Raw genomic sequence first — 25711 nt, 5'->3', positions numbered from 1 at the left:
GGTCTAGCAGATTCTTTTTTGTCATGGAGTGATTTCTTAGAAGTTTGAAGCACTATTTAAATAATATTTCTTGTGTATTGCGGTAGTCAGTTGGGGATATACCGACATATTTCTTAAACGTAAGGCTGAAATAATTAGGTGTGTTGAAGCCACAGAGGAAGGAGATCTTTTCAATGGTGTAATCGTATTTTCGCAAATACGGTAGTGACTTTATGATACGTGTAAAAGCTACATAATCAACAAAATTACGGCCAATCTCTTTTTTAAACAATCTGCTAAAATGAGTAGCGCTAAAATTGCTATATTTGGCAACGTCACTGATTGCAAGTTGTTCATCATAGTGCTCCTCGATATATTGGATAGCTTTTTGGAGCTGTTCTTGCTTTGTTAAATCCTCATAAAATCGTACATGAACGCTTTGAACAGGAGGTTTCCTTCGAGCCTTTCGAGCTTGGCTATAGGATTCCTTGACGTGCATGGCGTCCTGAAAAACGCCACCAATCCCCATAAAAAGATGGATGCAATAATCTTTTTTTAACGTTTCAATAACCTCAAGTAAACAAGCTACCCCCTCCGACCAATGTTTAAATGATGTGTATTCATTAGGAATGCGCATAAGCAATAGTAAATAACGTTCAAAATGTAAAAAAGATATAGGTACTTTATTAGCAAAGTTTTGGTGGAACACATTGGTGATCACACTGCTTGCATCATGAGGGTAAGGTCGATCTTCATTCACATCTATATAACCCTGGATTAAAAACACGATATTTGGGATACAATGCCTCGATAAAAAAGAGGAAGACTGGATTATTTCCTGCTCACTTTCAACCTCTCCACGTATAAGTCGTTTTAAAAAAGCTTCTCGGAATGGCGAAGTATGGTCTTGCGAAATTTGCTGTGATAACTCAAGCATTGTAAGAGTACTTGCTTGTTTTGCTTGATAGGCCGTATAAAGCTTTTTAACAATTCGTAGAAATTTTGCTTTCTGTAACGGTTTAATGAGAAGTGCAGTCAAGTTAAGCTCAATGGCTATACCAGTTGAGTAGGTAAGGTGTTCTGCAACAATAGGGACGATTATACTATTAGGATAATTTCTTTTTAACCGGTTTATCTTTACCCAGTCAAATAAACGGTTAATTTCATAGACAATGATAGCGGAAATCTCTGTTTTAGGTTCTTCGCAATTAATAAAAGTATTAGGTAGGAATTCCTCTAGCCAGTAGCTCATTTGTTGTTGTTCATGTGAATTTTCAATGTACCAAACAATATTTAAAATGCTAACATCACCCTTCTATTATAAATGGGGAATAATAAAAATATTTTAACTTAAAATAGCATTTTTTTGTACTAATACAGCAATATTTTGTAACTATTTTATAGATTAAATAGAATAGAATAATTGTAGTGAATAATAATTTGAAATTTCAGACAATTATTCGCTGAAACAGGAAGGGAGAGCTGAAATATGGCAGAAGTAGGGAGTCATGATTATGAATACGTGGAAGCTGGAACTATCGATGTAAAGGATCTTCCACCACTAGATGCAACTACTAACAAAATTATGAAAGATGAGTTTACTACAGGATTTAGCTTAACGGTATTTTATTTCATTTTAATTTTTAGTATTCCGGTAATGAACTGGTTCGCTCCAGAGCTCGCTTTCAAGAAAATTTTGGGCGGTATGACAGTAACGTGGTTTGTGACAACCGTCGTGATGATGGTAATGGCTTTTATTATTGCATATGTGCATACAACGTTGTACGAGAAGCGCCTTAAGAAATACGAAATACTCAATAAGTAGTTTTAGCTAAGGGGGATATGTAGAATGATGAAAGCTCTATTAGAACCGAAGATGTTAATGACTATTGCTTTAATGGGGACAATTGTATACATTACGTACTTAACGAAAAGAAATGCAACGGCATCCGATTTCTTTGTTGGGGGACGAAGTTTTGGGTGGTTTACAAACGGTTCGGCAATTGGGGGAGACTATTTAAGCGCTGCTACATTTCTCGGGATAGCCGGTTTGACTTTCCAATTAGGGTATGACGGTGCTTACTATGCATTTTGCTTCTCCATTGGATTGACGTTGCTAGCTATTTTTGTGGCAGGCCCGTTAAGACGATTTGGAGCATTTACCGTTGCCGATTTTTTAGCTTATCGTTTTCATAGTAGACGAGCTCGGCTAGTAGCGGTAGCTGTGGTTTTGGCGATTTCTGGTTTTTATGCAGCGCCCCAATTATTAGGGGCGGCACAAATTTTAAGTATGTTTTTCGGGACTTCATATGAATTCGGCATTATCTTTACATGTATTGTAATGGTTTTCTATGTAGGAATAGGCGGTATGAAAGGAACAACAATCAACCAAGCTTTAGAGCTTTGGATTCGCCTTGGAGCGTTTGTTGTTATGTTGATTGCAGCAATTTACAGTGGTTTGCATTACGATAAGATTTTAGCTGCTATTAATTCATTCAGCGGTCCTATTACAGGAACATCACCATATGCTTTAGATGGAAATAATGTCAATTTTGATGGTGCCGCTTGGACGGGAACAGGTTTCTACTTCCCAACATTTTGGCAAACTATCAGTATGACAATTGGTTTAGCGCTAGGTACAATTGGTCTGCCACATATTCTACTTAGATTTTATACGAATCCAAGTGCGAAGGCGGCTCGTAAATCAGCATTGATGGCTATTGGGATTGCTAGTACGTTTTTCTTATTAGCAGTATATTTAGGTGTTGTAGGTCGTTCTATTTTTATCTCGGGTACAGCAAGTGAGGAAGTCATGCGTGATCTAGTGCTTGGTGGGAACAATATGGTGATTCCTACAACAGCACTTGCGCTAGGAGGTAAGTGGCTGCTTGGACTAGTCATAGCAGGTGCGTTTGCGGCCATATTCTCAAATTTATCAGGGTTATTTATTACAAGCTCAGGTGCATTAGCCCACGATTTATATGCAAGCGTTATGAAAAAGGATATTACAGAAAAACAACGAGTAGTTGCGGGGAAAGTAGCCATCGTTTTATTAGGTATTTTATATGGAGCATTGGGTTTATTAGTTAAGGATGCATCCATTGGCCATTTAGTGGCACTTGCTTTTACTGTTGCGGCGAGTACATTTACACCAATATTTATTTTAGGTATTTGGTGGAGAGGAATGACAGAAAAAGGAGCAATTGCGGGTTTACTCATTGGTCTTGGTGTATCGATGTGGATGATTTTTCTTCCAGGAACATTACCAAGCTTCTTACAATTTAAAATCCCAGGCATTATCACAGTGCCTGTAGGATTCTTATCCGTTATTATTGTGTCATTATTAGATCGAAAAGTACCGGCTGATGTTAATGATTTCATGAAGCGTGTGCATTCAAAAGAGTCTGAAACAGCTTAAAACGGTATAATATTGAATAAAAATTGATAAGCTATTGCCATTACTTATGAAGTGATGGCAATAGCTTTTTTTACTGAAGGGAAGTTGACGGCGGGAAAAAGAGCGGCCGGCGGATAGAGCAGTCAGAGTGATGGAAGGAAAAGCCGAAATGACGGAAAGAAAAGCCGAAGCGACGGATAAAACAGCTAGAGCGACGGATAAAACAGCTAGAGCGACGGAAAGAACAGTCGAAACTACGGAAAGCACACCCAAATCGAAGCAAAAATCAATCCTCCAATATGGTGATGATCCATATTTTCATGCTATATTAGTTATTCTGAGATGGGCTGTTATGGTAGAATAGGTTAGATGTTGAGCGAACGGAGGAGTGTCTGTGTATAAATATTATGGATTGGCCGCATTCGTGATTCTTTTAGATCAATGGACAAAGTGGCTAATTGTGAAAAATATGGAGTTTGGCGAACGAATTTCAGTATGGGATCCGTGGTTTGGGATATTGTCTCATCGAAATAGAGGAGCAGCATGGGGAATGTTAGAAGGCCAAATGTGGTTATTTAGCATTATCACGATAGGTGTTATTTGTGCCGTTCTATACTTTTATCATAAAGAGGCTAAAGGGAAACCTATTTTTCAAGTTGGTTTAATGCTTTTATTAGGCGGAGCTATAGGGAATTTTATTGACCGTATATTTAGAGGTGAAGTGGTCGATTTTGTAAGTGTATTAATTCCAGTAATTAATTATGATTTCCCGATCTTCAATATTGCGGATGCAGCTTTAACAATGGCGGTAGTAATATTAATGATTGGCATAATTATGGAAGATAAAAAAGGAAAGAAACAGGTGAAATAATGACGCAAGTATCATATACAATGGAAGAACAACAAAAGGGAGAGCGCATTGATAAGGCGCTTTCGAGTGTGCAATCAGAGTGGTCGCGTACACAAATTGGTAATTGGATTACTGATGGTATTATTAAAGTAAATGGAGAGACTGTAAAGGCGAAGTATAAGGTAAAAGTAGGGGATATTGTAGAAATCGATGTACCTGAAGCAGAGCCGTTAGATGTCATTGCTGAAAACTTAGATCTTGATATTGTTTATGAGGATGCGGATGTCCTTGTTGTAAATAAACCAAAGGGCATGGTTGTTCATCCAGCGCCTGGACATATGATGGGTACACTCGTTAATGGTTTAATGTATCATTGTAAGGATTTATCGGGTATCAATGGCATTATGCGTCCGGGAATTGTGCATCGTATTGATAAAGATACATCAGGATTATTGATGGTGGCTAAAAATGATGCAGCTCATGAATCGTTAGTGAATCAGTTAGTCAATAAAACAGTGACACGTAAATATACTGCGCTCGTTCACGGGCATATTGCACATGATAAAGGAACAATTGATGCACCTATTGGTCGAGACCAAAAAGATCGTCAAAAACAAGCTGTTGTTGACAAAGGTAAGCATGCAGTAACCCATTTCCAAGTTATCGACCGCTTTGGCGACTATACGCTAGTAGAGTGCCGTTTAGAAACAGGACGCACGCACCAAATTCGTGTCCATATGAATTATATTGGATTCCCACTTGTTGGTGACCCAAAATATGGACCAAAGAAGACAATCGACTTTGGTGGACAAGTATTACACGCGGGAGTTTTAGGCTTTGAACACCCTACATCAGGTGAATATTTGCAGTTTGAAGCGCAAATTCCTGCTGATTATGAGCAATTATTGCTAGATTTAAGAAATAAGGATTGACGTATAGATAAAGAAGGTCTATACTAACGAAAGTGAATGAAACAACTTAACTAAATATTCACCTTTAATGGCAGTCCAGAGAGGCTGAGAAGGTACATGTGAAAGTGTTGCGAAAAATTTGTGCTGCAAATTTTTTCAACATGCTATTTAAACACGTATATAACCCTCTCAGGCTATTCGCCTCGAGAGGTTTTTTTATGGACACATGACCCAATAATAGATAGAAGAGAGGAGGAAACTTACATGGCACAAAATGAGTTATTAGATGGACCATCTATGGCAAGAGCGTTAACACGCATTGCACACGAAATTATTGAACGCAATAAAGGGATCGACGAATGTATTTTAGTCGGAATTAAAACGCGAGGTGCCTTTCTTGCAAGACGCCTAGCAGAACGAATTGAAAAAATTGAAGGCAAACCAATTCGTACGGGGGAGCTTGACATCACTCTCTATCGAGATGATTTAACGACAAAGCATGATAATGAACAGGCACATGTTGAGCAAGTCGATATCGATTATGTGATCGTCAATCAAAAAATTATTTTAGTCGATGATGTACTCTATACGGGACGAACAGTACGCGCAGCGCTAGATGCAGTGATGGATCTAGGGCGACCAGGCCAAATTCAACTTGCAGTCCTGATCGACAGAGGACATAGAGAGCTACCAATAAGAGCTGATTATGTTGGTAAAAATGTTCCGACATCTGGAGCTGAACGTATAGTCGTAAATTTACAAGAAGTAGACGGAGAAGATTGCGTCATTATTTATAAAGAAGACTAACTTAAAGTGAGGAAACATTATGTCAAATGCAGTATTAGATGTTAAAGATAAACCGACCCCAGTCCAACTAGTGACATTAAGTTTCCAGCACATGTTCGCCATGTTTGGGTCAACGATCTTAGTTCCTCAGTTGGTTGGTCTTAGTCCAGCGATTGCCCTTTTAACAAGTGGGATTGCTACATTGTTCTTCCTATTGATTACGAAATTTCAAGTACCTGCTTATTTAGGATCATCATTTGCCTTTATTGCGCCGATTTTACTAGTGGCAGGTGGTTTAAATAAAGATGGTTCTAGTGTAAATCCAGGTCATGCAATGATTGGTGCTATGGCAGTAGGGATTACATATGGCATCGTATCCCTTATCATCTGGAAAAGCGGCTATAAGTGGATTATGAAAATTTTACCTCCGATTGTGGTAGGCCCTGTCATTATGGTAATTGGTCTTGGACTATCAGGGACAGCGGTCAATATGGCGATGAATGTAGATGGTGAATATAACTTTTTACACTTCTCAGCAGCGCTAGTGACTTTATTTACAGCCATTATTTTCACGATTGCCTTTAAAGGCATTTTAAGCACAATGCCAATCTTAATTGGCTTAATCGTAGGATATGTTTACTCAATGATAATCGGCATAGTTGATTACTCACCAATTGCGAAAGCTGATTTCTTTGCACTACCTGACTTCTTAATTCCAGGTGTTCACTATGAGTTTGAAATCACAACAACGCTGCTCCTAACGATGGTGCCAATCGTTATCGTAACGATTTCCGAGCATATTGGTCACCAGTTAGTATTAGGTAAAGTGGTCAATCGGGATTATATTAAAGAGCCAGGCTTACATCGTTCGTTATTAGGGGACGGACTTGGTACATTTATTAGTGCACTAATCGGCGGTCCGCCGAAAACAACTTACGGTGAAAATATCGGTGTCCTTGCAATCACTCGAGTTTACAGTGTGTATGTCATTGCAGGTGCAGCAGTCGTAGCCATTTTACTGTCATTCTTCGGGAAAGCAATGGCAGTTATTGCAACAATTCCAACAGCTGTACTTGGTGGGGTTTCCATCTTACTCTTCGGTATAATTGCAGCAAGTGGATTACGAATGTTAGTGGATAACCATATCGACTTTGGTAATAGTCGTAACTTGGTCATCGCCTCAGTTATTTTAGTCATCGGTATCGGTGGTGCGAAGTTCGTTGTTTCAGAATCACTAAGTATCGAAGGTATGGCATTAGCAGCGATTATCGGTGTTCTTTTAAATGTCATCCTACCAGGTAAAAAAGAAGCGGACATACCAATACCGCACAATCAAAATGAAAATTCATAAAAGTACCTTTTAATGAATTGTCCAGAGAGGCAAAAAAAGGGAAGTTGTAGACAGTCTAAATGTAGGAGTGTATCCTGCTGTAGTTTGTCGCGCCTCCTTATGCCTCGTTGATAACATCAACGAGGCTTTTATTTTACAGAACGTTATACATAAACGTTCATGAGACACACCCTACGGAGGTTACAATGAAGAACTTATTATCGATGGAGCATTTAACAATAGAAGAAATTAACCACATTCTAGATCGTGCGCAAGCTTTTGAAAATGGTGAGACATCATCATTATCTCGAGAATACAACGTAGCAAACTTATTTTTTGAGCCGAGTACACGTACGAAAACGAGTTTTGAAATGGCGGAACGAAAAGTCGGCTGTACAGTTATCCCTTTTGATGGCAGCTTTTCGAGCGTCTCTAAAGGAGAGACACTGTACGATACAGTAAAGACGTTAGAAATGATTGGTATAGACGCAGTAGTCATTCGCGCGAAGGAAGATACGTATTACAATGAACTACTTGAAGGCATCGATGTGTCAATTATTAACGGAGGTGACGGCACTGGTCAGCATCCGTCTCAATCACTATTAGATCTTTATACAATCAAAAAAGAGTTTGGTTCTTTTGAAGGGTTAAATGTGACAATCGCTGGAGATATATGCCATAGCCGTGTAGCGAAATCGAATGCGTTAGCGTTACAACGATTAGGGGCAAATGTTCATTTCCTTTGTCCAGAAGAGTGGCAAGGTAGTTTCGAAGCGCATCATTCTTGGGATGATTTAATCGAAATAAGCGATGTGATTATGTTACTTCGTGTGCAGCATGAACGTCATAAAGTAAATAAAAGCTTCTCAAAAGAGGGCTATCATGAAGAGTACGGTTTAACAGTTGAACGTGAGAAACAAATGAAAGAAAAGGCAATTATCATGCATCCAGCACCGGTCAATCGTGATGTAGAAATTGCTTCAGAGCTAGTAGAATGCGAGCGTTCTAGAATTTTCGAGCAAGTTCGAAATGGTGTTTATACACGAATGGCTATTGTAGAAACAATTTTAAAGGGGAGAGAGTAACATGACAAAAGTTCTTCAAAATGTACAAATGGTAAATGAACAAGGTGAGCTACAAACAGTAAATATCGCTATGGTAGACGGCAAAATTACTGAAATAGGTCAAAATGTAACTGTAGCAGGCGCAGAAGTAATCGAAGGAAATGGTTTAGTTGTTGCACCAGGCTTTGTCGATGTTCACACACATTTACGTGAGCCGGGCTTTGAACATAAAGAAACAATTGCTACAGGTTCAGCATCAGCAGCAAAAGGAGGTTTCACAACAATTTGCGCGATGCCAAATACAAAACCAGTACCAGATTCAGTAGAAAACATGCAACTAATTAACGGCCTTATTAAAGAAAGTGCAGCTATTCGAGTACTTCCATACGGCTCATTAACAAGGGACATCTCAGGTGAGGTTCGTACAAATATTGAAGAATTAAAAGCACATGGAGCTGTCGCATTTTCAGATGATGGTGTTGGGATCCAGCTAGCATCAACAATGTATGAGCAAATGAAGGATGCAGCACAGCACGATGTGGTTGTTGTCGCACACTGTGAAGATAACTCATTAATTTACGACGGCGTAATGCATGAAGGGAAACGTAATAAAGAGCTTGGTTTACCAGGAATTCCATCGATTTGTGAATCCGTTCAAATTGCACGAGATGTTCTACTGGCAGAAGCAGCTGGAGCACGCTACCACGTATGTCACGTATCAACGAAGGAATCTGTACGTGCAGTACGAGATGCGAAAGCAGCAGGAATTCGTGTCACAGCAGAAGTTTGCCCACACCATTTATTACTTGAAGAAATGGATATTCCAGCAGATGATGCAAACTGGAAAATGAATCCTCCGTTACGTGGAATAGATGATAAAGACTCACTTCACGCAGCGCTGCTAGACGGCACGATTGATTGTATCGCTACAGACCATGCTCCGCATACAGTAGAAGAAAAATGCTGTGGTATGATTGGTGCACCATTTGGCATTGTAGGCTTCGAAACAGCATTCCCACTGCTTTACACACAGTTTGTAGAAACAGGGAAATGGACTTTAAAACAGTTGATTGACTGGATGTCTGTAAAGGCAGCTCAAATTTTTGATCTACCATATGGCACATTAGAAGTTGGAGCTTCAGCAGATATGATTTTAATAGATTTAAATAAAGAGCAAACAATTGATGCAGAAGGCTTTGTATCAAAAGGACGCAATACACCATTCAATGGTTGGACTGCAAAAGGATGGCCGGTCCTTACAATTTTTGAAGGCAATATCGTATACCAGGAGGCAGAGTAATGAAAAAACGTTTACTTATTTTAGAAGATGGCACAGTATTTACAGGTACAGCGTTCGGTAGTGAGCGCGCTTCACAAGGTGAGGTTGTATTCACAACAGGGATGACAGGTTATCAGGAAACAATTTCAGATCCTTCATTCTACGGACAAATTGTAACGTTAACTTACCCTTTAATCGGTAATTACGGTATTAACCGTGATGATTTTGAATCAATCTCACCAGCTATTCGTGGATTTGTAGTCCGTGAATTAGCAAAAACACCTTCAAACTTCCGCTGTGACTTAACAGTAGATGAGTACTTAACATCCAAGGATATCCCAGGGATTGAGGGAATCGATACACGAAAATTAACACGCATTATTCGCAGTAAAGGTTCAGTAAAGGCTATTTTAACAGCGGCTGATGAAGAAGTGAATGTGGATGAAATCATAGCGAAATTACAGGCAACACCAGCGATTACAAACCATGTACATGAAGTATCACCGAAAGCGGCCTACCCATCACCAGGTCGTGGCAAACGCGTAGTATTAATAGACTTTGGTATGAAACATGGTATTCTTCGTGAGCTAAATAAACGTGATTGTGATGTGCTAGTTGTCCCTTACAATACTTCAGCAGCAGAAATTTTAGCTTGGCATCCAGATGGTATCATGCTTTCGAATGGCCCAGGTAACCCTGAAGATGTGCAAGAGGGTATAGAGACAGTACGCAATTTAATTGGAAAAGTGCCAATGTTCGGTATTTGCTTAGGTCACCAAATCTTCTCGCTAGCATGTGGTGCACGAAGCTTTAAATTACCATTCGGTCACCGTGGTGGTAACCACCCAGTAAAAGATTTACGCACTGGCCGTACTGATTTAACATCTCAAAATCATGGCTATGCAATCGACATCGATTCGTTAAAAGATACAGATTTAGAATTAACACATATCGCATTAAACGATGGTACTTGTGAAGGTGTACGACACAAGAAATATCCAGTCTTTACAGTGCAATATCACCCAGAAGCATCACCAGGTCCAGAGGATTCAAATCACTTATTTGATGAATTTATCGAAATGATGGAAGTAGAAGCAGGGAAGGGGAAACAACATGCCTAAACGTACAGATATTAAAACTATTTTAGTAATCGGATCAGGTCCAATCGTGATCGGACAAGCAGCAGAATTTGACTACGCAGGAACACAAGCTTGTCTTTCTTTAAAAGAAGAAGGTTACCGCGTTATTTTAATAAACTCAAACCCTGCGACAATTATGACAGATACAGAAATTGCCGACAAAGTATATATTGAGCCAATTACACTGGAGTTTGTATCACGTATTTTACGTAAAGAGCGCCCAGATGCTATCCTACCAACACTTGGTGGTCAAACTGGTTTAAACATGGCCATTGAATTAGATAAATCAGGAATTCTAGATGAGCTTAATATTGAAATTCTTGGTACAAAATTAGAGGCGATCCATAAAGCGGAAGACCGTGATCTATTCCGTAATTTAATGTATGAGCTAGGTGCTCCAGTACCTGAATCAGATATTATCCATAACTTAGACGAAGCGAAAAACTTTGTAGCGAGAATTGGCTACCCAGTAATTGTTCGTCCTGCCTTCACGCTTGGTGGTACAGGCGGCGGTATTTGCTACAACGACCAAGATCTAGAAGAAATCGTTACATCTGGTCTAAAATATTCCCCAGTAACACAATGTTTACTAGAAAAATCGATTGCTGGTTATAAAGAGATCGAATATGAAGTAATGCGTGATGCTGCTGACAACGCCATCGTTGTATGTAACATGGAAAACGTTGACCCAGTTGGAATTCATACAGGTGACTCAATTGTAGTAGCACCTACACAAACACTTTCAGATCGTGAAAACCAAATGCTACGTAATATCTCTTTAGATATTATCCGTGCACTAAAAATTGAAGGTGGTTGTAACGTACAATTAGCACTTGATCCATATAGCTTTAATTACTATGTGATCGAAGTAAACCCTCGTGTATCACGTTCATCAGCATTAGCGTCAAAAGCAACAGGCTATCCAATTGCTAAGCTAGCAGCAAAAATCGCAGTTGGTTTAACATTAGATGAAATCAAAAACCCTGTAACAGGTTCAACGTATGCTTGTTTCGAGCCAGCTCTAGACTACATCGTGGCGAAAATTCCACGCTGGCCGTTCGATAAATTCGAATCAGCAAAGCGTAATCTTGGTACACAAATGAAAGCGACTGGTGAAGTAATGGCACTTGGTCGTACATTTGAAGAAGCTATGCTAAAAGCAGTGCGCTCTCTTGAAACAGGTCAAGTTCACTTAGAGCTGAAACATGCAGAAGAAAACACGGATTCTTGGATTGAAAAACGTATTCGCAAAGCAGGTGACGAGCGTCTATTCTTCATCGGTGAAGCACTTCGTCGTGGTGTAACAATTGAGCAAATCCATGAATGGTCTGCCATTGACTTATTCTTCTTAAATAAATTCAAAAACATCGTAGATATGGAGCAAACACTTGCTGACAATAAAAACGATAAAGATGTATTACGTACAGCAAAACGTCTAGGATTTGCAGATAAAAAAGTTGCTGAGCTTTGGGAAACAACACCGGAAGAAGTATATGCATATCGTAAAGAAAATGGCATTATCCCAGTATATAAAATGGTTGATACATGTGCAGCGGAGTTTGAATCTGAAACACCATACTTCTATGGCACATATGAAGAAGAAAACGAATCGATTAAATCAGACAAGCCGTCAGTTGTTGTACTTGGTTCTGGTCCAATCCGTATTGGTCAAGGGGTAGAGTTCGACTACGCAACAGTACACTCAGTATGGGCAATTCAAGAAGCAGGTTACGAAGCGATTATTATTAACTCAAATCCAGAGACAGTATCAACTGACTTCTCGATTTCAGATAAGTTATACTTTGAGCCATTAACAATCGAAGATGTTATGCATATTATCGATCTTGAGCAACCAATCGGTGTAGTTGTACAATTCGGTGGTCAAACAGCTATTAATCTTGCTGATAAATTAGTGGCAAATGGCATAAAAATCCTAGGTACAACACTTGAAGATATCGACCGTGCAGAAAACCGAGACAAATTCGAGCAAGCATTACGCGACTTGGACATTCCACAACCACTAGGTCAAACAGCTGTATCTACGGAAGAAGCACTTGCTATTAGTGAACGTTTAGGCTTCCCTGTGCTAGTTCGTCCTTCATACGTACTAGGTGGTCGTGCGATGGAAATTGTCTACAACCAAGAGGAATTAAAACACTACATGGAAAATGCAGTAGAAGCATCTCCGGATCATCCAGTATTAGTAGACCGCTACTTAACTGGTCAAGAAATTGAAGTAGATGCCATTTGTGACGGTGAAAATGTATTAATTCCAGGTATTATGGAGCATATCGAACGTGCTGGGGTTCACTCTGGTGACTCTATCTCTGTATACCCTCCACAAAAATTAACACAAGCGCAAAAAGATACGCTTGTGGATTATACAACTCGCCTTGCAAAAGGTCTTGGCATCGTAGGATTAATGAACATTCAATATGTTATTTCACAGGGCGAAGTATACGTGATCGAGGTTAACCCACGTTCATCACGTACAGTACCGTTCTTAAGTAAAATTACAAACATTCCGATGGCGAATATTGCAACGAAAGCGATTCTTGGCAAATCAATCGTAGAACAAGGCTATCCAACAGGCTTAGCGCCTGAGCAAAAAGGTGTCTTCGTTAAAGTACCAGTATTCTCCTTCGCTAAATTACGTCGTGTTGACATTACACTAGGACCTGAAATGAAATCAACAGGTGAAGTAATGGGTAAAGATGCAACATTAGAAAAAGCACTTTACAAAGGCTTAGTTGCAGCAGGTATGGAAATTCGTACAGAAGGCACAGTATTATTCACTGTGTCCGATAAAGATAAAGAGGAAGCAATTGAACTTGCAAAACGCTTCTCAACAGTAGGCTATCGTATTGTCGCTACTGAAGGTACAGCCCAAGCGTTCGAAGTGGCTGGTGTACGCACAGATGTAGTTGGCAAAATCGGTGCAAAAGGTGAAACATTAATCGATTTAATTCAAAACGGTGAGGCACAGCTTGTTGTTAACACATTAACGAAAGGGAAGCAACCGGCACGTGATGGCTTCCGAATTCGCCGTGAGTCTGTAGAAAACGGTGTACCTTGCTTAACTTCATTGGACACAGCAGAAGCGATGGTCCGTGTTATTGAATCAATGACATTCACAGCAGAACAAATGCCAAAAGCGGAGGTAGTACATTAATATGATTCGTCAAGAGAAAATGACGGTCGTCTCTCAAAAGCAAATCGCGACAAACATTTTCGAATTGACACTTCGTGGAGAACTGGTTCAGGATATGACACCTGGCCAGTTTGTCCATGTAAAGGTGTCAGATTCAATGGAGCCGCTTTTACGTCGACCAATTAGTATTGCAAACATAGATAAAGACAACAACGAATTTACAATGATTTATCGCGCGGAAGGTCGCGGAACAAAAGTGTTAGCGACAAATCGTGAAGGGCAACTTGTCAATGTCCTTGGTCCAATCGGTAATGGGTTCCCGGTAGAAGCAGTAAAAGGGGGAGGCACAGCCCTACTAGTTGGTGGAGGAATCGGAGTACCTCCATTACACGAGCTTTCCAAGCAATTGAATGTACGTGGTGTAAAAACAATTCATGTCCTTGGCTTTCAAACGGAAGATGTATGCTTCTACGAGGAAGAATTCAGTGCCCTTGGAGAAACGCATTATGTAACGGTTGACGGCTCTAAAGGAACTAAAGGCTTTGTAACAAATGTTTTAGAGTCTCGAGCACCGGAGTTCGATGTCTTTTATTCTTGCGGTCCTCTACCGATGTTAAAAGCACTTGAAGGTTTCTATCCAGAAAAAGAAGGTTATTTATCATTTGAAGAGCGAATGGGCTGCGGTATCGGTGCTTGTTTTGCATGTGTATGTAAAACAACAGATCAGGTAGCAAAAGACTATGTCAAAGTATGCTCTGACGGTCCAGTTTTCACGAAAGGTACGGTGGCATTATGAGTCGTTTAAACATTCAATTACCAGGTTTAGATTTAAAAAATCCAATAATGCCAGCTTCCGGCTGCTTTGGCTTTGGACGTGAATATGCACAGCTTTATGATTTATCAAAGCTTGGCGCTATTATGATTAAAGCTACGACTGTGGAAACACGTCTTGGCAATCCAACTCCACGTGTCGCAGAAACAGCGGCAGGGATGTTGAATGCCATCGGTCTACAAAATCCCGGAATCGAAAAAGTAATGAACGAAGAATTAAAGTTTCTAGAAGCGTATGATGTGCCTATTATTGCAAATGTTGCTGGTACAGAGACAGCTGACTACGTAGAAGTAGCGCAACGCATTTCTGCTGCACCAAATGTGAAAGCATTGGAGCTTAACATTTCTTGCCCGAACGTTAAATGTGGTGGTATTCAATTTGGTACAGACCCTGCAACTGCACGTGAACTAGTGGCAGCTGTCAAAGCTGTTTCTGAAGTGCCTGTATACGTGAAATTGTCTCCTAACGTAACGAATATCGTAGAAATTGCACAAGCTGTTGAAGCGGGTGGTGCAGATGGCATTACAATGATTAATACACTAATCGGTATGCGTTTAGACGAGCGTACAGGTAAGCCAGTGATTGCCAATGGTACAGGCGGTTTATCAGGCCCTGCCGTAAAGCCAGTGGCGATTCGTATGGTCTATGAGGTGTATAAGGCTGTCAATATTCCGATAATCGGAATGGGTGGCGTGTCAGAAGCGCAGGATGTTATAGACTTTATGTCGGCCGGCGCATCTGCAGTTGCTGTAGGAACAGCAAACTTTGTGGATCACTTCGTTTGTCCAACTATAATTGATGAACTACCAGCAAAGCTCGATCAATTAGGAGTAGAGCATATTTCAGAAATTATTGGAAGGAGCCACCGCTCATGAATACAAAACCAATACTTGCACTAGATTTCCCTGGAGAAACAGAAGTAGTCAACTTTCTAAAGCATTTTAATGAGCCTCTTTTCGTGAAAATTGGTATGGAATTATATATGCAGGAAGGTCCAGATATTGTTCGAAAGGTAAAAGATCTAGGTCATGATATTTTCCTTGATTTAAAGCTACACGATATTCCTAATACAGTTGGCTCTGCTATGAAAGGTCTAGCAAAATTAGGTGTAGATTTAGTCAACGTTCACGCGGCAGGCGGGCGTCCGATGATGGAGGCAGCACTTGAAGGGCTAGAAGCCGGTACTACTGCGGGGCGTGAACGTGCGGCGTTAATTGCCGTAACACAGCTGACTTCTACAACAGAAGAGCAAATGCAAGCAGAGCAAAAAATTGCTTTATCTCTACAGGAATCTGTATTACATTACGCAAGCTTAACAAAACAAGCTGGTTTAAATGGTGTTGTCTGCTCTGTACATGAAGCAAAAGCGATTGCTGAAGTGTGCGGTGAAGATTTCTTACGTGTAACACCTGGTATCCGATTAGCAGGTGGCGACGCACACGACCAAAAGCGCATCGCAACACCAGACGGCGCAAAACGTGACGGTTCTTCGTTAATCGTCGTTGGACGTGCCGTTACAGGTGCACAAGATCCAGTAGCAGCATATAAAATCGTAAGTGAATTATGGGAGGCATAAACATGACATTACAAAATGAAATCGCACACGCTATGTTAAAAGTAGGCGCAGTCGAATTAAATCCAACAGAACTATTCACATGGGCATCAGGCATTAAATCCCCCATCTACTGTGATACACGCCTTACAATTTCTGACCCTGTAATTCGTAAGCAATTAGCAAACGGTCTAGCATCTCTTATTAAAGAAAACTTTGGACCAACAGAAATCGTAGCAGGTACAGCAACAGCAGGTATTCCACATGCCGCTTGGGTAAGTGATATTTTAGATTTACCGATGGTTTATGTACGCTCTAAAGCAAAAGAGCATGGCCGTGGTAACCAAATCGAAGGAAAATACGCAGCAGGTCAAAAAGTAGTAGTAGTAGAAGATATCGTTTCTACAGGCGGCTCATCGATTACAGCTGTAGAAGCCTTACGCACAGCAGGCTGTGAAGTACTAGGCGTTGTATGTGTCTACACATACAATCTTCCACGTGCTGAACAAGCATTTGAAGAGGCAGGCATTCAATATGTATCGCTAACAAATTTCGATTATTTAATTGAAGCAGCAAATGAATCAGGTGCTATTCAAGAAGGAGACATTCCATTCTTAAAAGACTGGCATGGAAAGTTAAAAGCAGGCGAGCTTTAATTCTTTGTGCAGGCACAAAGCTGATTCCGGACGCAATTATGCCGAGGCATAATTGATTATAAAAAAGGGTGGTATGAAAAAATTCATACCACCCTTTCATTTGTTGAAAAACTATTGCGTCATAAAAAAGACTGGCTACAGATTCAATATTTTTCCGAGTTTATTTACAGTCTGAAGGGTCAAGGAAATCTTTGTTAATGCTGTACTTGAGATAGGGTAATTTCTTAAAATAAAGTAGAATGACACCAATAAGATACATGACATGTGAAGTGGTTGATCTTCGTTACGACTGGGCGACTCCTTGGGGATTAGCGATAGAGGAACGAAGGCTAAATGCATCACGTCCTGTGATAACGCCTTCGTGACCAACATCCTATTGGCCCGAGACCCTGGAGCGAGCATCGCGAGTGAAGCGGCTCATCGGACGCCCCCAAGAAGCTCTGCTCTGTGCGAAAGCAAAGCGACAGCAACAAATGTTTTAACTGTGCGAAAGCGAAGCGACAGCAACAAATGTTTTAACTGTGCGAAAGCGAAGCGACAGCAACAAAGCGCCCAGCCGGAACGGAAATCAACCCCTCGTTTTGACCAAGAACTACACTTTATTTAATCATTTACAGTAGCGGAGAAATGAGTCGCATAAGAGATTCGAGCATGCGTTTTTGAATACTTCGCTTTTGAAATGTTGCCCATGTAGTTTCTATGGAGTCTTTAAAATCTTGTTCAAAATCATTTTTAATATCTAGAACCGTGTTAGATTCATATAAGACTGCAATGAGTTCATAATTTAGCTCAAAACTACGAATATCCATATTTGCTGTGCCAATTGTTGCAACTTCATCATCAACAAGTACAATCTTAGCATGCATAAAAGCATCTTTAACGCGGTAAATGGAGACACCTGCTTTTAAAAGTGGTGTAAAGTATGATTGGGATGCTTGATCACTAATGATACTATCGCCTTTCCCAGGATATAAAATACGGACATCTACTCCAGAAAGTGCACTCAAACGTAATAATGTTAATGTTTCCTGATCAGGAATAAAGTATGGAGTAGCAATCCAAATGGATTTTTTTGCAGAGCCCATAATTTTCAATAAAGCATTCCGAATACTCGTATCTTCTGAGCTAGGTCCACTTGCAACGATTTGTACGGCACCTTCTGCCTGATGAGTTCCTTGACTTGGAAAGTATGAGTTATCCATAAATTGATTCCAAGACTCAGTATTTAAATTACTAGTGGCATAGAGAAAATCTTCTAGAAAAATGGACTGTAGTTTATATAATGCTTTTCCTTCAATTTTTAAATGGCTATCACGCCAAATAGGAAACTTCTTCGAACGACCAAGATATTCATCCCCGACATTGAGTCCACCTGTAAACCCAATTGCCCCATCTACAATAACAATTTTACGGTGGTTACGATAATTGACGGTTTCTAATAGCCAAGGTGAAAGAATAGAATCAAACTCGACTACTTCAATTCCTGCGTCTTTCATTGGTTGTAAGAAACTCCTACGTAATTTACTACTTCCAAGTCCATCGTAAAGAAAGCGTACGATCACACCAGATTTTGCTTTTTTTATTAAGGTATCTCGAATTGAAGTGCCGATTTCATCTGATCGATAAATATAGTATTGAATATGAATATGATGTGTAGCATTTTCAATTGCTTGTAGGATTTCAGTAAATGTTTCATCTCCGTTTGTTAAGAGTTTTGTTGCTGTACCATTAGCAAGAGGACCGCCACCAAATTTTTGGATAACTTGTGCTAAATAGGTGGATCGTTCATTTAAAGGGCAAGAGGATTCTAAATTAAAACTTCTTCCTGCTAAAAGTTCACGGAATAACTTTCTTTTTTCTTCTGAACGAGATAAATGTTTCTTTCTTCTCCAGCGACTTCTTCCGAATAGTAAGTACAGCAGTAAACCGATAACAGGGAGAATGGTTAATACTAAAAACCAAGCCAATGTACTTTGCGGGGAACGATTTTCAATAAAAATAATGAAGGCAATCCCAATAAGTGTGATAGGCCATAGTAAACCAATTAAGGTAGATAAGGGAATAACGGACTTATTTAAAAATATGGGCATAATTGCTGCTATTGTAAATACAAATAGCAATTGGACAACGCGATTTTTCATATGTATACATCTCACCTATTCTTTCTTACATATAATAAGAGAAAGTTGTACTTTAATAGCTTTATGATAAAATGTTTTCTTTTTTTTTACAATATAGACATTTCTGCGCCAATGTATAGAGTCGTATTTCTCAAAATCAACCTAGCTAAATTAAGTATTTATTAATATTTCCCGTTAAATACTCCTATATAAATTATAATTAATCTATTTTAATAGTCTTTAATTTGAAGTTTTTAGAATATATTACCTTTACTTTTGCATATACTATTTAAAAAATTAATTATTTTTTGGGGAAGAATATAATCAAGATGTACGTAAATGGTTAGGTAAAAAGAAATAAAAAAAATTACTTTTTCAGTATATTGAAATTAGTGTCAAACTTTTAACACTTTAAACGAGAAAACTATTCGTGAAAAACAAATAGGTAGAAATTCAATTTAAATAAAAATTTATAATTATTACCTGTTATATCAATATAATCTAGGTATTTAAATGGTATTTTAGTAATAAAGGGAACATAATTAATTTAAAAAAATTATATTTAAATAGTAAAAATAGAAGAGGTTAGATAGAAAGATGAAAAAGGAGCAAACAATTAAGTAAAGAAAAGGTTAAGTTTATAAAAATGTTTTGTAAAGATGTATGGAGTCGATTTGTTTTTATCTTTACAATATTCCGAAAAATATGCTTGATTTAATGTATTATTTCCAGATAAAATAATATCACAGTTAATTTTCAGACAATTCAAACATGGTTTTAATTGTATGAAGATGTAAAAATAGTAAAGATGTTAATAAATATTATCGGAGGTGTAAATAAGTCTTTCAATAAAATATAATTCTAAAATAAATTTTAAAGCGGAGCATAGTCATTTTTCAGAATATTAAATATAGGAGGGGAGATTGTTTGAATACAGCAAATGACCTATTAACAATTAGAAATCTCACTACAAGTTTCCGTATTAAAGAAACTTATCACGCTGCTGTAGATGATGTCTCACTTTCGCTTAAAAAGAATGAAGTGTTAGCAATCGTTGGGGAATCGGGTTGTGGTAAAAGTACATTAGCTACTACCGTTGTAGGCTTATACAATCCTGTTAATACAAAAGTTAATGGTGAGATCCTTTATAATAATCAAAATCTAACGAATCTGAATGACGAACAATTTAATAGTTTACGTGGTAATGATATTGGTTTTATTTTTCAAGATCCTCTTTCAGCCCTTAATCCATTAATGCGGATTGGAGAACAAATTGCAGAGGGGCTAATGTATCATACAAAACTCTCAAAGCAACAGCGTGAGGAGAGAGTAATAGAATTATTGAATCAAGTAGGCATTGCTAAACCAGAGCGTGTAGCAAGGCAATTCCCTCATCAATTGTCCGGAGGGATGAGGCAGCGTGTCATGATTGCCATCGCATTGTCGTGTAAACCATCTATTTTAATTGCCGATGAACCAACAACAGCATTAGATGTAACGATTCAAGCTCAAATACTTGATTTACTAAAAGCATTACAGTCAGAAACCGAAACAGGTATTATCATAATTACGCATGATTTAGGCGTCGTGGCAGAAATGGCTGATCGAGTTGCAGTAATGTATGCAGGTGAAGTAGTAGAAGAAGCACCTGTTCAAGAATTATTTACGAACGCTAAACATCCTTATACTCGTTCGTTATTGAATTCTATTCCACAAACACATACTGAAAACGAAAGACTTGAAGTTATTCAAGGCATGGTGCCATCGCTGGTGAATTTACCACGGGAAGGTTGCCGATTTTCAGCTCGAATACCGTGGATTGATGCATCTGCACACGAAAGAAAACCACAATTACATGAAATTGCACCAGGACATTTTGTTAGATGTACCTGCTGGAAACACTTTCAATTAGAGGGTGGAGAAGGAGGCGGGACTGTATGAGCTTTATGCAAATTAGTGATTTAAATGTTCATTACCCAATTCGAGGGGGCTTTTTTAATACAGTAGTCGATAAGGTCTATGCGGTTGATGGTGTCACAATGGAATTTGAAAAAGGGAAAACATACGGCTTAGTAGGAGAATCAGGTTCTGGAAAATCGACAACAGGTAAGGCCATTATAGGTCTAGAAAGAATCACGTCGGGTCAAATTTTTTATGAAGGTGAGAATGTTACAAACAAGCGTAGAAATCGTAATTCAGCTTATAACAAAGATATTCAAATGATTTTCCAAGATTCTCATTCGAGTATGAATCCTCGAAAGCGCGTATTAGACATTTTAGCAGAGCCTATTCGAAATTTTATGAGGCTTAGTGATCAAGAGGAACGTAAGCGCATAAAAGAGTTATTAGCGATAGTAGGAATGTCTGAAGATGTATTGTTAAAGTATCCACATGAATTTTCAGGTGGTCAAAAGCAACGTCTTGGGATCGCCCGTGCGGTTGCTTGTAATCCGAAAATGATTATTGCTGATGAACCAGTATCTGCACTAGATTTATCTGTACAAGCTCAAGTACTGAATTTTATGAAAGACATTCAGAATGAATTTGGACTTAGTTATTTATTTATTTCGCATGACCTAGGTGTCGTGAAGCATATGTGTGATCACATAGCTATCATGTACAAAGGACGCTTTGTGGAAACAGGCACTCGAAAGGATATATACACGAGTCCACAACATATTTATACAAAGCGCCTGTTATCAGCTATTCCTAATATTGAGCCCGAAACACGTTTAGAGCGTAAAATAATACGTCAAAATGTCGAGGCCAATTATCAACAGGAACAGCATAAATATTATGACGAGCATGGCAAAGTATACCCATTAAAATCTATTTCGGATACGCATAAAGTGGCGATGTCTGACATTGAACGGGGGGGTATATAAGATGTGGAAAACAATTGTTAGACGTGTGTTACTGATGATTCCTCAGATGTTTGTATTAAGTCTTTTTATCTTCATATTGGCAAAACAGATGCCTGGAGATCCATTTACGGGGCTTATTACACCAGAGACAGACCCTTCAAGGCTTGAGGAGCTTCGTCAACAAGCAGGTTTCTATGACCCTTGGTATGTTCAATATTACCACTGGATCACAAACGCTTTTCAAGGTGATTTCGGACAAAGCTATACATATAAAATTGCAGTGTCCACACTTATTGGTGAGCGCGGATTAAATACATTCTGGCTTTCATTACTCAGTGCAATTATTGTATATTTGATTGCGATTCCATTAGGGGTGTTGGCAGGTCGCTACCAAGAATCATTTTTAGATAAATCTATCACCCTATATAGTTTTATAAGTTATGCAATACCAACATTCGTATTATCACTCATTTTCGTATTTATTTTTGGTTATAGACTCATGTGGTTCCCGACTAGCGGAACTGTGGATGTAGGACTTGAACCGGGTACGATGGCTTATTATTGGAGTAAAATCTATCATTTACTTTTACCTGCTATTACGTATGCTATTTTAGGTACAACAGCCATTATTCAATATTTACGCTCAGAAATAATTGATGCAAAAACACAGGATTATGTGAAAACAGCTCGAAGCAAAGGTATCCCAATGCGAAAAGTCTACACTAAACATATTTTCCGTAATTCCTTACTACCAATCGCAGCTTTTTTAGGGTTTACAATAACAGGTTTATTAGGTGGCTCTATTTTCATTGAAACAATTTTTGGTTTCCCAGGAATGGGTCAGTTGTTTATTAATTCGATCATGAGTCGAGATTATAGTGTTATTACGGCACTAGTTATGCTGTATGGCTTCTTAACATTATTAGGTAGTCTACTGTCTGATATTATTATGAGCATTGTTGATCCACGTATCCGCATAGACTAACTACTAAAATAATGTGTAAGGAGAGGTGAATTCAAATGGAACAACACAATAATGAAATAGTCAAATTTGATAACTCTCCACCGACGGGGATACAAGTCGTTTTACGAGAGTTTAAAAAAGATAAATTAGCAATGATATCCTTTTTCGGGATAACTTTTCTAATCATTGGATTTTTAGTCGCTGCCATGTTTTTAAATCAAGAAGAAATTTTAAAGATTAAACTGTTAGAGCGCTACACTGAACCTGGTGTGAATGGTTATACACTAGGAACAGATGAAGCAGGTCGTGATATGCTGGGGCAGCTAGTAATAGGTGCAAAAAATTCTATTTTAATAGCACTTGCAATTACGATCATTACTAGTGTTGCAGGAATAGGTCTTGGTATTATCATGGGTTATTACGGTGGATTTATTGATAATCTGTTTATGCGAATTACTGAATTCTTTATGACATTACCTAATCTAATGGTGATCATTGTTTTTGTCACTATAATTCCAAAATATGGTGTGTTAGAGTTGATTTTGATTATAAGTTTATTTCAATGGATGAGTACTGCACGTTTAGTCCGAAGTAAAGCATTATCGGAGGGGCGGAGAGATTATGTAAATGCCTCTAAAACAATGGGGACAAGTAATTTCGCTATTATGTTTAAAGGTATTTTACCAAATTTAAGTTCTATTTTAATCGTTGAATTAACGTTGAACTTTGCTGGTAACGTTGGGATCGAAACAGGATTGTCCTTCTTAGGGTTTGGTTTGCCGCCATCGACTCCAAGTTTGGGTACTCTTGTAAACTATGCGAGAAATCCAATCGTTTTATCAGAAAAATGGTGGGTATGGTTGCCCGCATCAATATTAATTCTAATCTTGATGCTTGGTATAAATTACGTCGGTCAAGCACTTCGTCGTGCAGCTGACGCAAAACAAAGAATTGGATAAAGGGGAGGATGTATTATGAAAAAAAATTGGTTATTACTATCCGTTATCTTTGCAGTGATGTTTGTTTTAGCAGCCTGCAATAACGATGGTAAAGAGGCAACTAAAACGGATAATGGCAGTAAAGACAAATCGACACAAACAGAACCTAATAAAGAAGATACGGCTGCATTTCCAATGGAAGTAACAAATGAAGGCGACCCTATTAAAGGTGGTACGTTAAAAGTAGCGCTTGTAACGGACTCTCCTTTTAAAGGAGTTTTTATTCCAGAATTATCTGATGATGCTTACGATAGTTCAATCATGGATTATGCAAAAAATGAAATTTTTGAATTGGATGGAGATTTCCAAGTAAAAGATACAGGTATTGCAAAATTAGAAATTGATAAGGACAATAAGAAGGCGAAGATTACTATTCAAGGCGACGTTAAGTGGTCTGATGGTAAATCTTTGACAGCTGAAGACTTAATTTTCCCGTACGAAATTATTGGTCATCCTGATTATGATGGAGTACGCTATAATGACGACTTCAAAAATATTGTTGGTGCAGAAGAATATCATGATGGGAAAGAAAAGACGATTTCTGGTATTAAAAAAATCGACGAAAAATCAATTGAAATTACGTTCAAGAAAGTATCGCCAGCTATTTATTCAGTTGGAGATGGGTTATGGGGTTATGCAGCACCGAAGCATCAGCTAGAGTCAATCCCTGTTAAAGATGCCCTAATTGCTTCAGATGCAGTTCGAAAAAATCCTGTTACACTTGGTGCTTTTAAAATTGATAAAATTGTAAATGGAGAGTCTGTTCAACTTGTAGCGAATGAATATTACTTTAAAGGCAAGCCAAAGTTAGATAAAGTGGTAATTGAAGTTGTTCCTTCAAGTTCAATTGGTGAAGCTATGAAAACTGGGAAATATGATATTGCAGATCATTACCCAACAAATCAATTTGACAATATAAAGGATTTATCAAATATTGCTATTGTAAGCCGTCCAGAGTTGTCATACTCTTATATCGGGTTTAAAGTAGGGAAATATGATAAAGCAAGTAGTAAGAATATTTTTGATGCGAAGTCAAAAATGAATGATGTAAATTTACGTCAAGCGGTTGGCTACGCGATGGATATTGAATCTGTTACAGAAAAATTCTATCAAGGTCTACGTGTACGAGCAAACTCATTAATTCCACCAGTGTTTGCGTCTTACTATGATGGTACGTTAGAAGGCTATCATTATGATCCTGAAAAGGCTAAAGAATTACTAGATAAAGCAGGGTATAAAGATAAAGATGGTGACGGAATCCGTGAAGATAAAGACGGGAAAAAATTCACGATTCGTTTAGCAGCAATGTCTGGTTCAGACACAGATGAAGCGATTGCTGAATACTATCGTCAAAACTGGAAAGAAGTTGGGTTAAATGTAGAATTAACTACTGGTCGTTTAATTGAATTCAACAGCTTCTATGATAAAGTACAGGCTGATGATCCTGAAATCGATATGTTTATGGCTGCATGGAAAACAGGTACGAACCCATCTCCAGCAGGTTTATATAGTGAGGGTGCAGAGTTTAACTTGAGTCGTTACGTTTCTGCTGATTTAACAAGAATGCTAGAAGATATTGATTCTTCAGAAGCAATGAATCCGGATTTCCGTGCAAAAGCATTCCGTAAATGGCAAGAATATATGAGCGAAACAGCAACGACAATGCCAATGTACTTCCGTACGGAGATGGTTCCAGTCAACAAACGCGTGAAAAACTACAATATTGATTACGCAAATACAACAGAACTTCAAACTATTGAACTAATAGCAGATGCTCCGTTAAAATAAGCAAATTACTGAAAAAACAGTCTTTCTTCGTATATGAGAAAGACTGTTTTT

The 25711-nt window shown here is 38.6% G+C and carries 22 protein-coding genes; 20 read left to right on the top strand and 2 right to left on the bottom strand.

The genetic code is table 11. From position 1 onward, the window contains the following. Positions 1-52: 52 nt before the first annotated feature. Complete coding sequence (locus tag AC3WSK_RS01455) at positions 53-1231, bottom strand: helix-turn-helix transcriptional regulator (protein ID WP_427482111.1); 1179 nt, start codon at positions 1229-1231, stop codon at positions 53-55. Between the two features lie 237 nt (positions 1232-1468). Here AC3WSK_RS01455 and AC3WSK_RS01450 point away from each other — a divergent pair, with 237 nt between their 5' ends. From AC3WSK_RS01450 to pyrE, 15 genes are all read left to right on the top strand, one after another. Further along, a complete protein-coding gene (locus tag AC3WSK_RS01450) occupies positions 1469-1804 on the top strand; it encodes a hypothetical protein (protein WP_197141788.1) in 336 nt (111 codons plus the stop codon). Between the two features lie 24 nt (positions 1805-1828). Continuing rightward, a complete protein-coding gene (locus AC3WSK_RS01445) occupies positions 1829-3397 on the top strand; it encodes a sodium/solute symporter (protein ID WP_079559785.1) in 1569 nt (522 codons plus the stop codon). A 148-nt stretch (positions 3398-3545) separates the two neighbouring features. Then, the gene (locus AC3WSK_RS01440; protein ID WP_427482114.1) at positions 3546-3740 is read left to right on the top strand and encodes a hypothetical protein; all 195 of its coding nucleotides are present in this window, start codon (positions 3546-3548) and stop codon (positions 3738-3740) included. A gap of 30 nt (positions 3741-3770) precedes the next feature. Next, positions 3771-4247 (top strand): signal peptidase II, encoded by a 477-nt coding sequence (lspA, locus tag AC3WSK_RS01435; RefSeq protein ID WP_079559786.1) that lies wholly within the window; start codon positions 3771-3773, stop codon positions 4245-4247. Next, a complete protein-coding gene (locus AC3WSK_RS01430) occupies positions 4247-5158 on the top strand; it encodes an RluA family pseudouridine synthase (protein WP_427482116.1) in 912 nt (303 codons plus the stop codon). The genes lspA and AC3WSK_RS01430 overlap by 1 nt, the downstream gene beginning before the upstream one ends. A 216-nt stretch (positions 5159-5374) precedes the next feature. Further along, positions 5375-5944 carry a bifunctional pyr operon transcriptional regulator/uracil phosphoribosyltransferase PyrR gene (gene pyrR / locus AC3WSK_RS01425; RefSeq protein WP_427482149.1) on the top strand — a complete coding sequence of 190 codons (570 nt, stop codon included), beginning with the start codon at positions 5375-5377 and terminating at the stop codon, positions 5942-5944. 19 nt (positions 5945-5963) lie between these two features. Then, on the top strand, positions 5964-7274 hold the full coding sequence (locus AC3WSK_RS01420; RefSeq protein ID WP_079559789.1) for a solute carrier family 23 protein: 1311 nt from the start codon (positions 5964-5966) through the stop codon (positions 7272-7274). 185 nt (positions 7275-7459) lie between these two features. Beyond that, entirely contained in the window at positions 7460-8338 is an 879-nt protein-coding gene (locus AC3WSK_RS01415) for an aspartate carbamoyltransferase catalytic subunit (RefSeq protein WP_079559790.1), read from the top strand. A 1-nt stretch (position 8339) separates the two neighbouring features. Then, entirely contained in the window at positions 8340-9617 is a 1278-nt protein-coding gene (gene pyrC, locus AC3WSK_RS01410; RefSeq protein ID WP_492411524.1) for a dihydroorotase, read from the top strand. Beyond that, positions 9617-10717 (top strand): carbamoyl phosphate synthase small subunit, encoded by a 1101-nt coding sequence (locus AC3WSK_RS01405; protein WP_492411522.1) that lies wholly within the window; start codon positions 9617-9619, stop codon positions 10715-10717. Before pyrC ends, AC3WSK_RS01405 begins: the two co-directional genes overlap by 1 nt. Further along, the gene (gene carB, locus AC3WSK_RS01400) at positions 10710-13907 is read left to right on the top strand and encodes a carbamoyl-phosphate synthase large subunit (protein WP_079559793.1); all 3198 of its coding nucleotides are present in this window, start codon (positions 10710-10712) and stop codon (positions 13905-13907) included. The genes AC3WSK_RS01405 and carB overlap by 8 nt, the downstream gene beginning before the upstream one ends. Position 13908: 1 nt before the next feature. Beyond that, a complete protein-coding gene (locus AC3WSK_RS01395) occupies positions 13909-14682 on the top strand; it encodes a dihydroorotate dehydrogenase electron transfer subunit (RefSeq protein ID WP_492411520.1) in 774 nt (257 codons plus the stop codon). Continuing rightward, positions 14679-15593, top strand: coding sequence for a dihydroorotate dehydrogenase (locus tag AC3WSK_RS01390; RefSeq protein ID WP_427482123.1), 915 nt, complete (start codon positions 14679-14681; stop codon positions 15591-15593). The genes AC3WSK_RS01395 and AC3WSK_RS01390 overlap by 4 nt, the downstream gene beginning before the upstream one ends. Then, positions 15590-16294, top strand: coding sequence for an orotidine-5'-phosphate decarboxylase (pyrF, locus tag AC3WSK_RS01385; protein ID WP_079559796.1), 705 nt, complete (start codon positions 15590-15592; stop codon positions 16292-16294). The genes AC3WSK_RS01390 and pyrF overlap by 4 nt, the downstream gene beginning before the upstream one ends. A 2-nt stretch (positions 16295-16296) precedes the next feature. Continuing rightward, positions 16297-16926 (top strand): orotate phosphoribosyltransferase, encoded by a 630-nt coding sequence (gene pyrE, locus AC3WSK_RS01380; RefSeq protein ID WP_427482126.1) that lies wholly within the window; start codon positions 16297-16299, stop codon positions 16924-16926. A gap of 611 nt (positions 16927-17537) precedes the next feature. On the opposite strand, the gene AC3WSK_RS01375 is transcribed toward pyrE, so the two are convergent. After that, complete coding sequence (locus tag AC3WSK_RS01375) at positions 17538-19067, bottom strand: cardiolipin synthase (protein ID WP_427482513.1); 1530 nt, start codon at positions 19065-19067, stop codon at positions 17538-17540. Positions 19068-19973: 906 nt separating this feature from the next. Between AC3WSK_RS01375 and AC3WSK_RS01370 the strand changes: the two genes are divergently transcribed. From AC3WSK_RS01370 to AC3WSK_RS01350, 5 genes are read left to right on the top strand one after another with little or no spacing between them, the layout of a single operon-like run. After that, complete coding sequence (locus tag AC3WSK_RS01370) at positions 19974-20987, top strand: ABC transporter ATP-binding protein (protein ID WP_427482514.1); 1014 nt, start codon at positions 19974-19976, stop codon at positions 20985-20987. Next, positions 20984-21931 carry an ATP-binding cassette domain-containing protein gene (locus AC3WSK_RS01365; RefSeq protein ID WP_427482515.1) on the top strand — a complete coding sequence of 316 codons (948 nt, stop codon included), beginning with the start codon at positions 20984-20986 and terminating at the stop codon, positions 21929-21931. The genes AC3WSK_RS01370 and AC3WSK_RS01365 overlap by 4 nt, the downstream gene beginning before the upstream one ends. Position 21932: 1 nt before the next feature. Continuing rightward, positions 21933-22895 (top strand): oligopeptide ABC transporter permease, encoded by a 963-nt coding sequence (opp4B, locus tag AC3WSK_RS01360; protein WP_427482517.1) that lies wholly within the window; start codon positions 21933-21935, stop codon positions 22893-22895. Between the two features lie 35 nt (positions 22896-22930). Then, complete coding sequence (locus tag AC3WSK_RS01355) at positions 22931-23833, top strand: ABC transporter permease (protein WP_427482518.1); 903 nt, start codon at positions 22931-22933, stop codon at positions 23831-23833. Between the two features lie 12 nt (positions 23834-23845). Beyond that, positions 23846-25660 carry an oligopeptide ABC transporter substrate-binding protein gene (locus tag AC3WSK_RS01350; protein ID WP_427482759.1) on the top strand — a complete coding sequence of 605 codons (1815 nt, stop codon included), beginning with the start codon at positions 23846-23848 and terminating at the stop codon, positions 25658-25660. Positions 25661-25711: the final 51 nt, after the last annotated feature.

The sequence above is a fragment of the Lysinibacillus sp. EB271-A1-10B genome (assembly GCF_058791335.1).
Note: the sequence above shows the minus strand (reverse complement) of the source record. Positions and strands in the feature narration are given on the sequence as shown.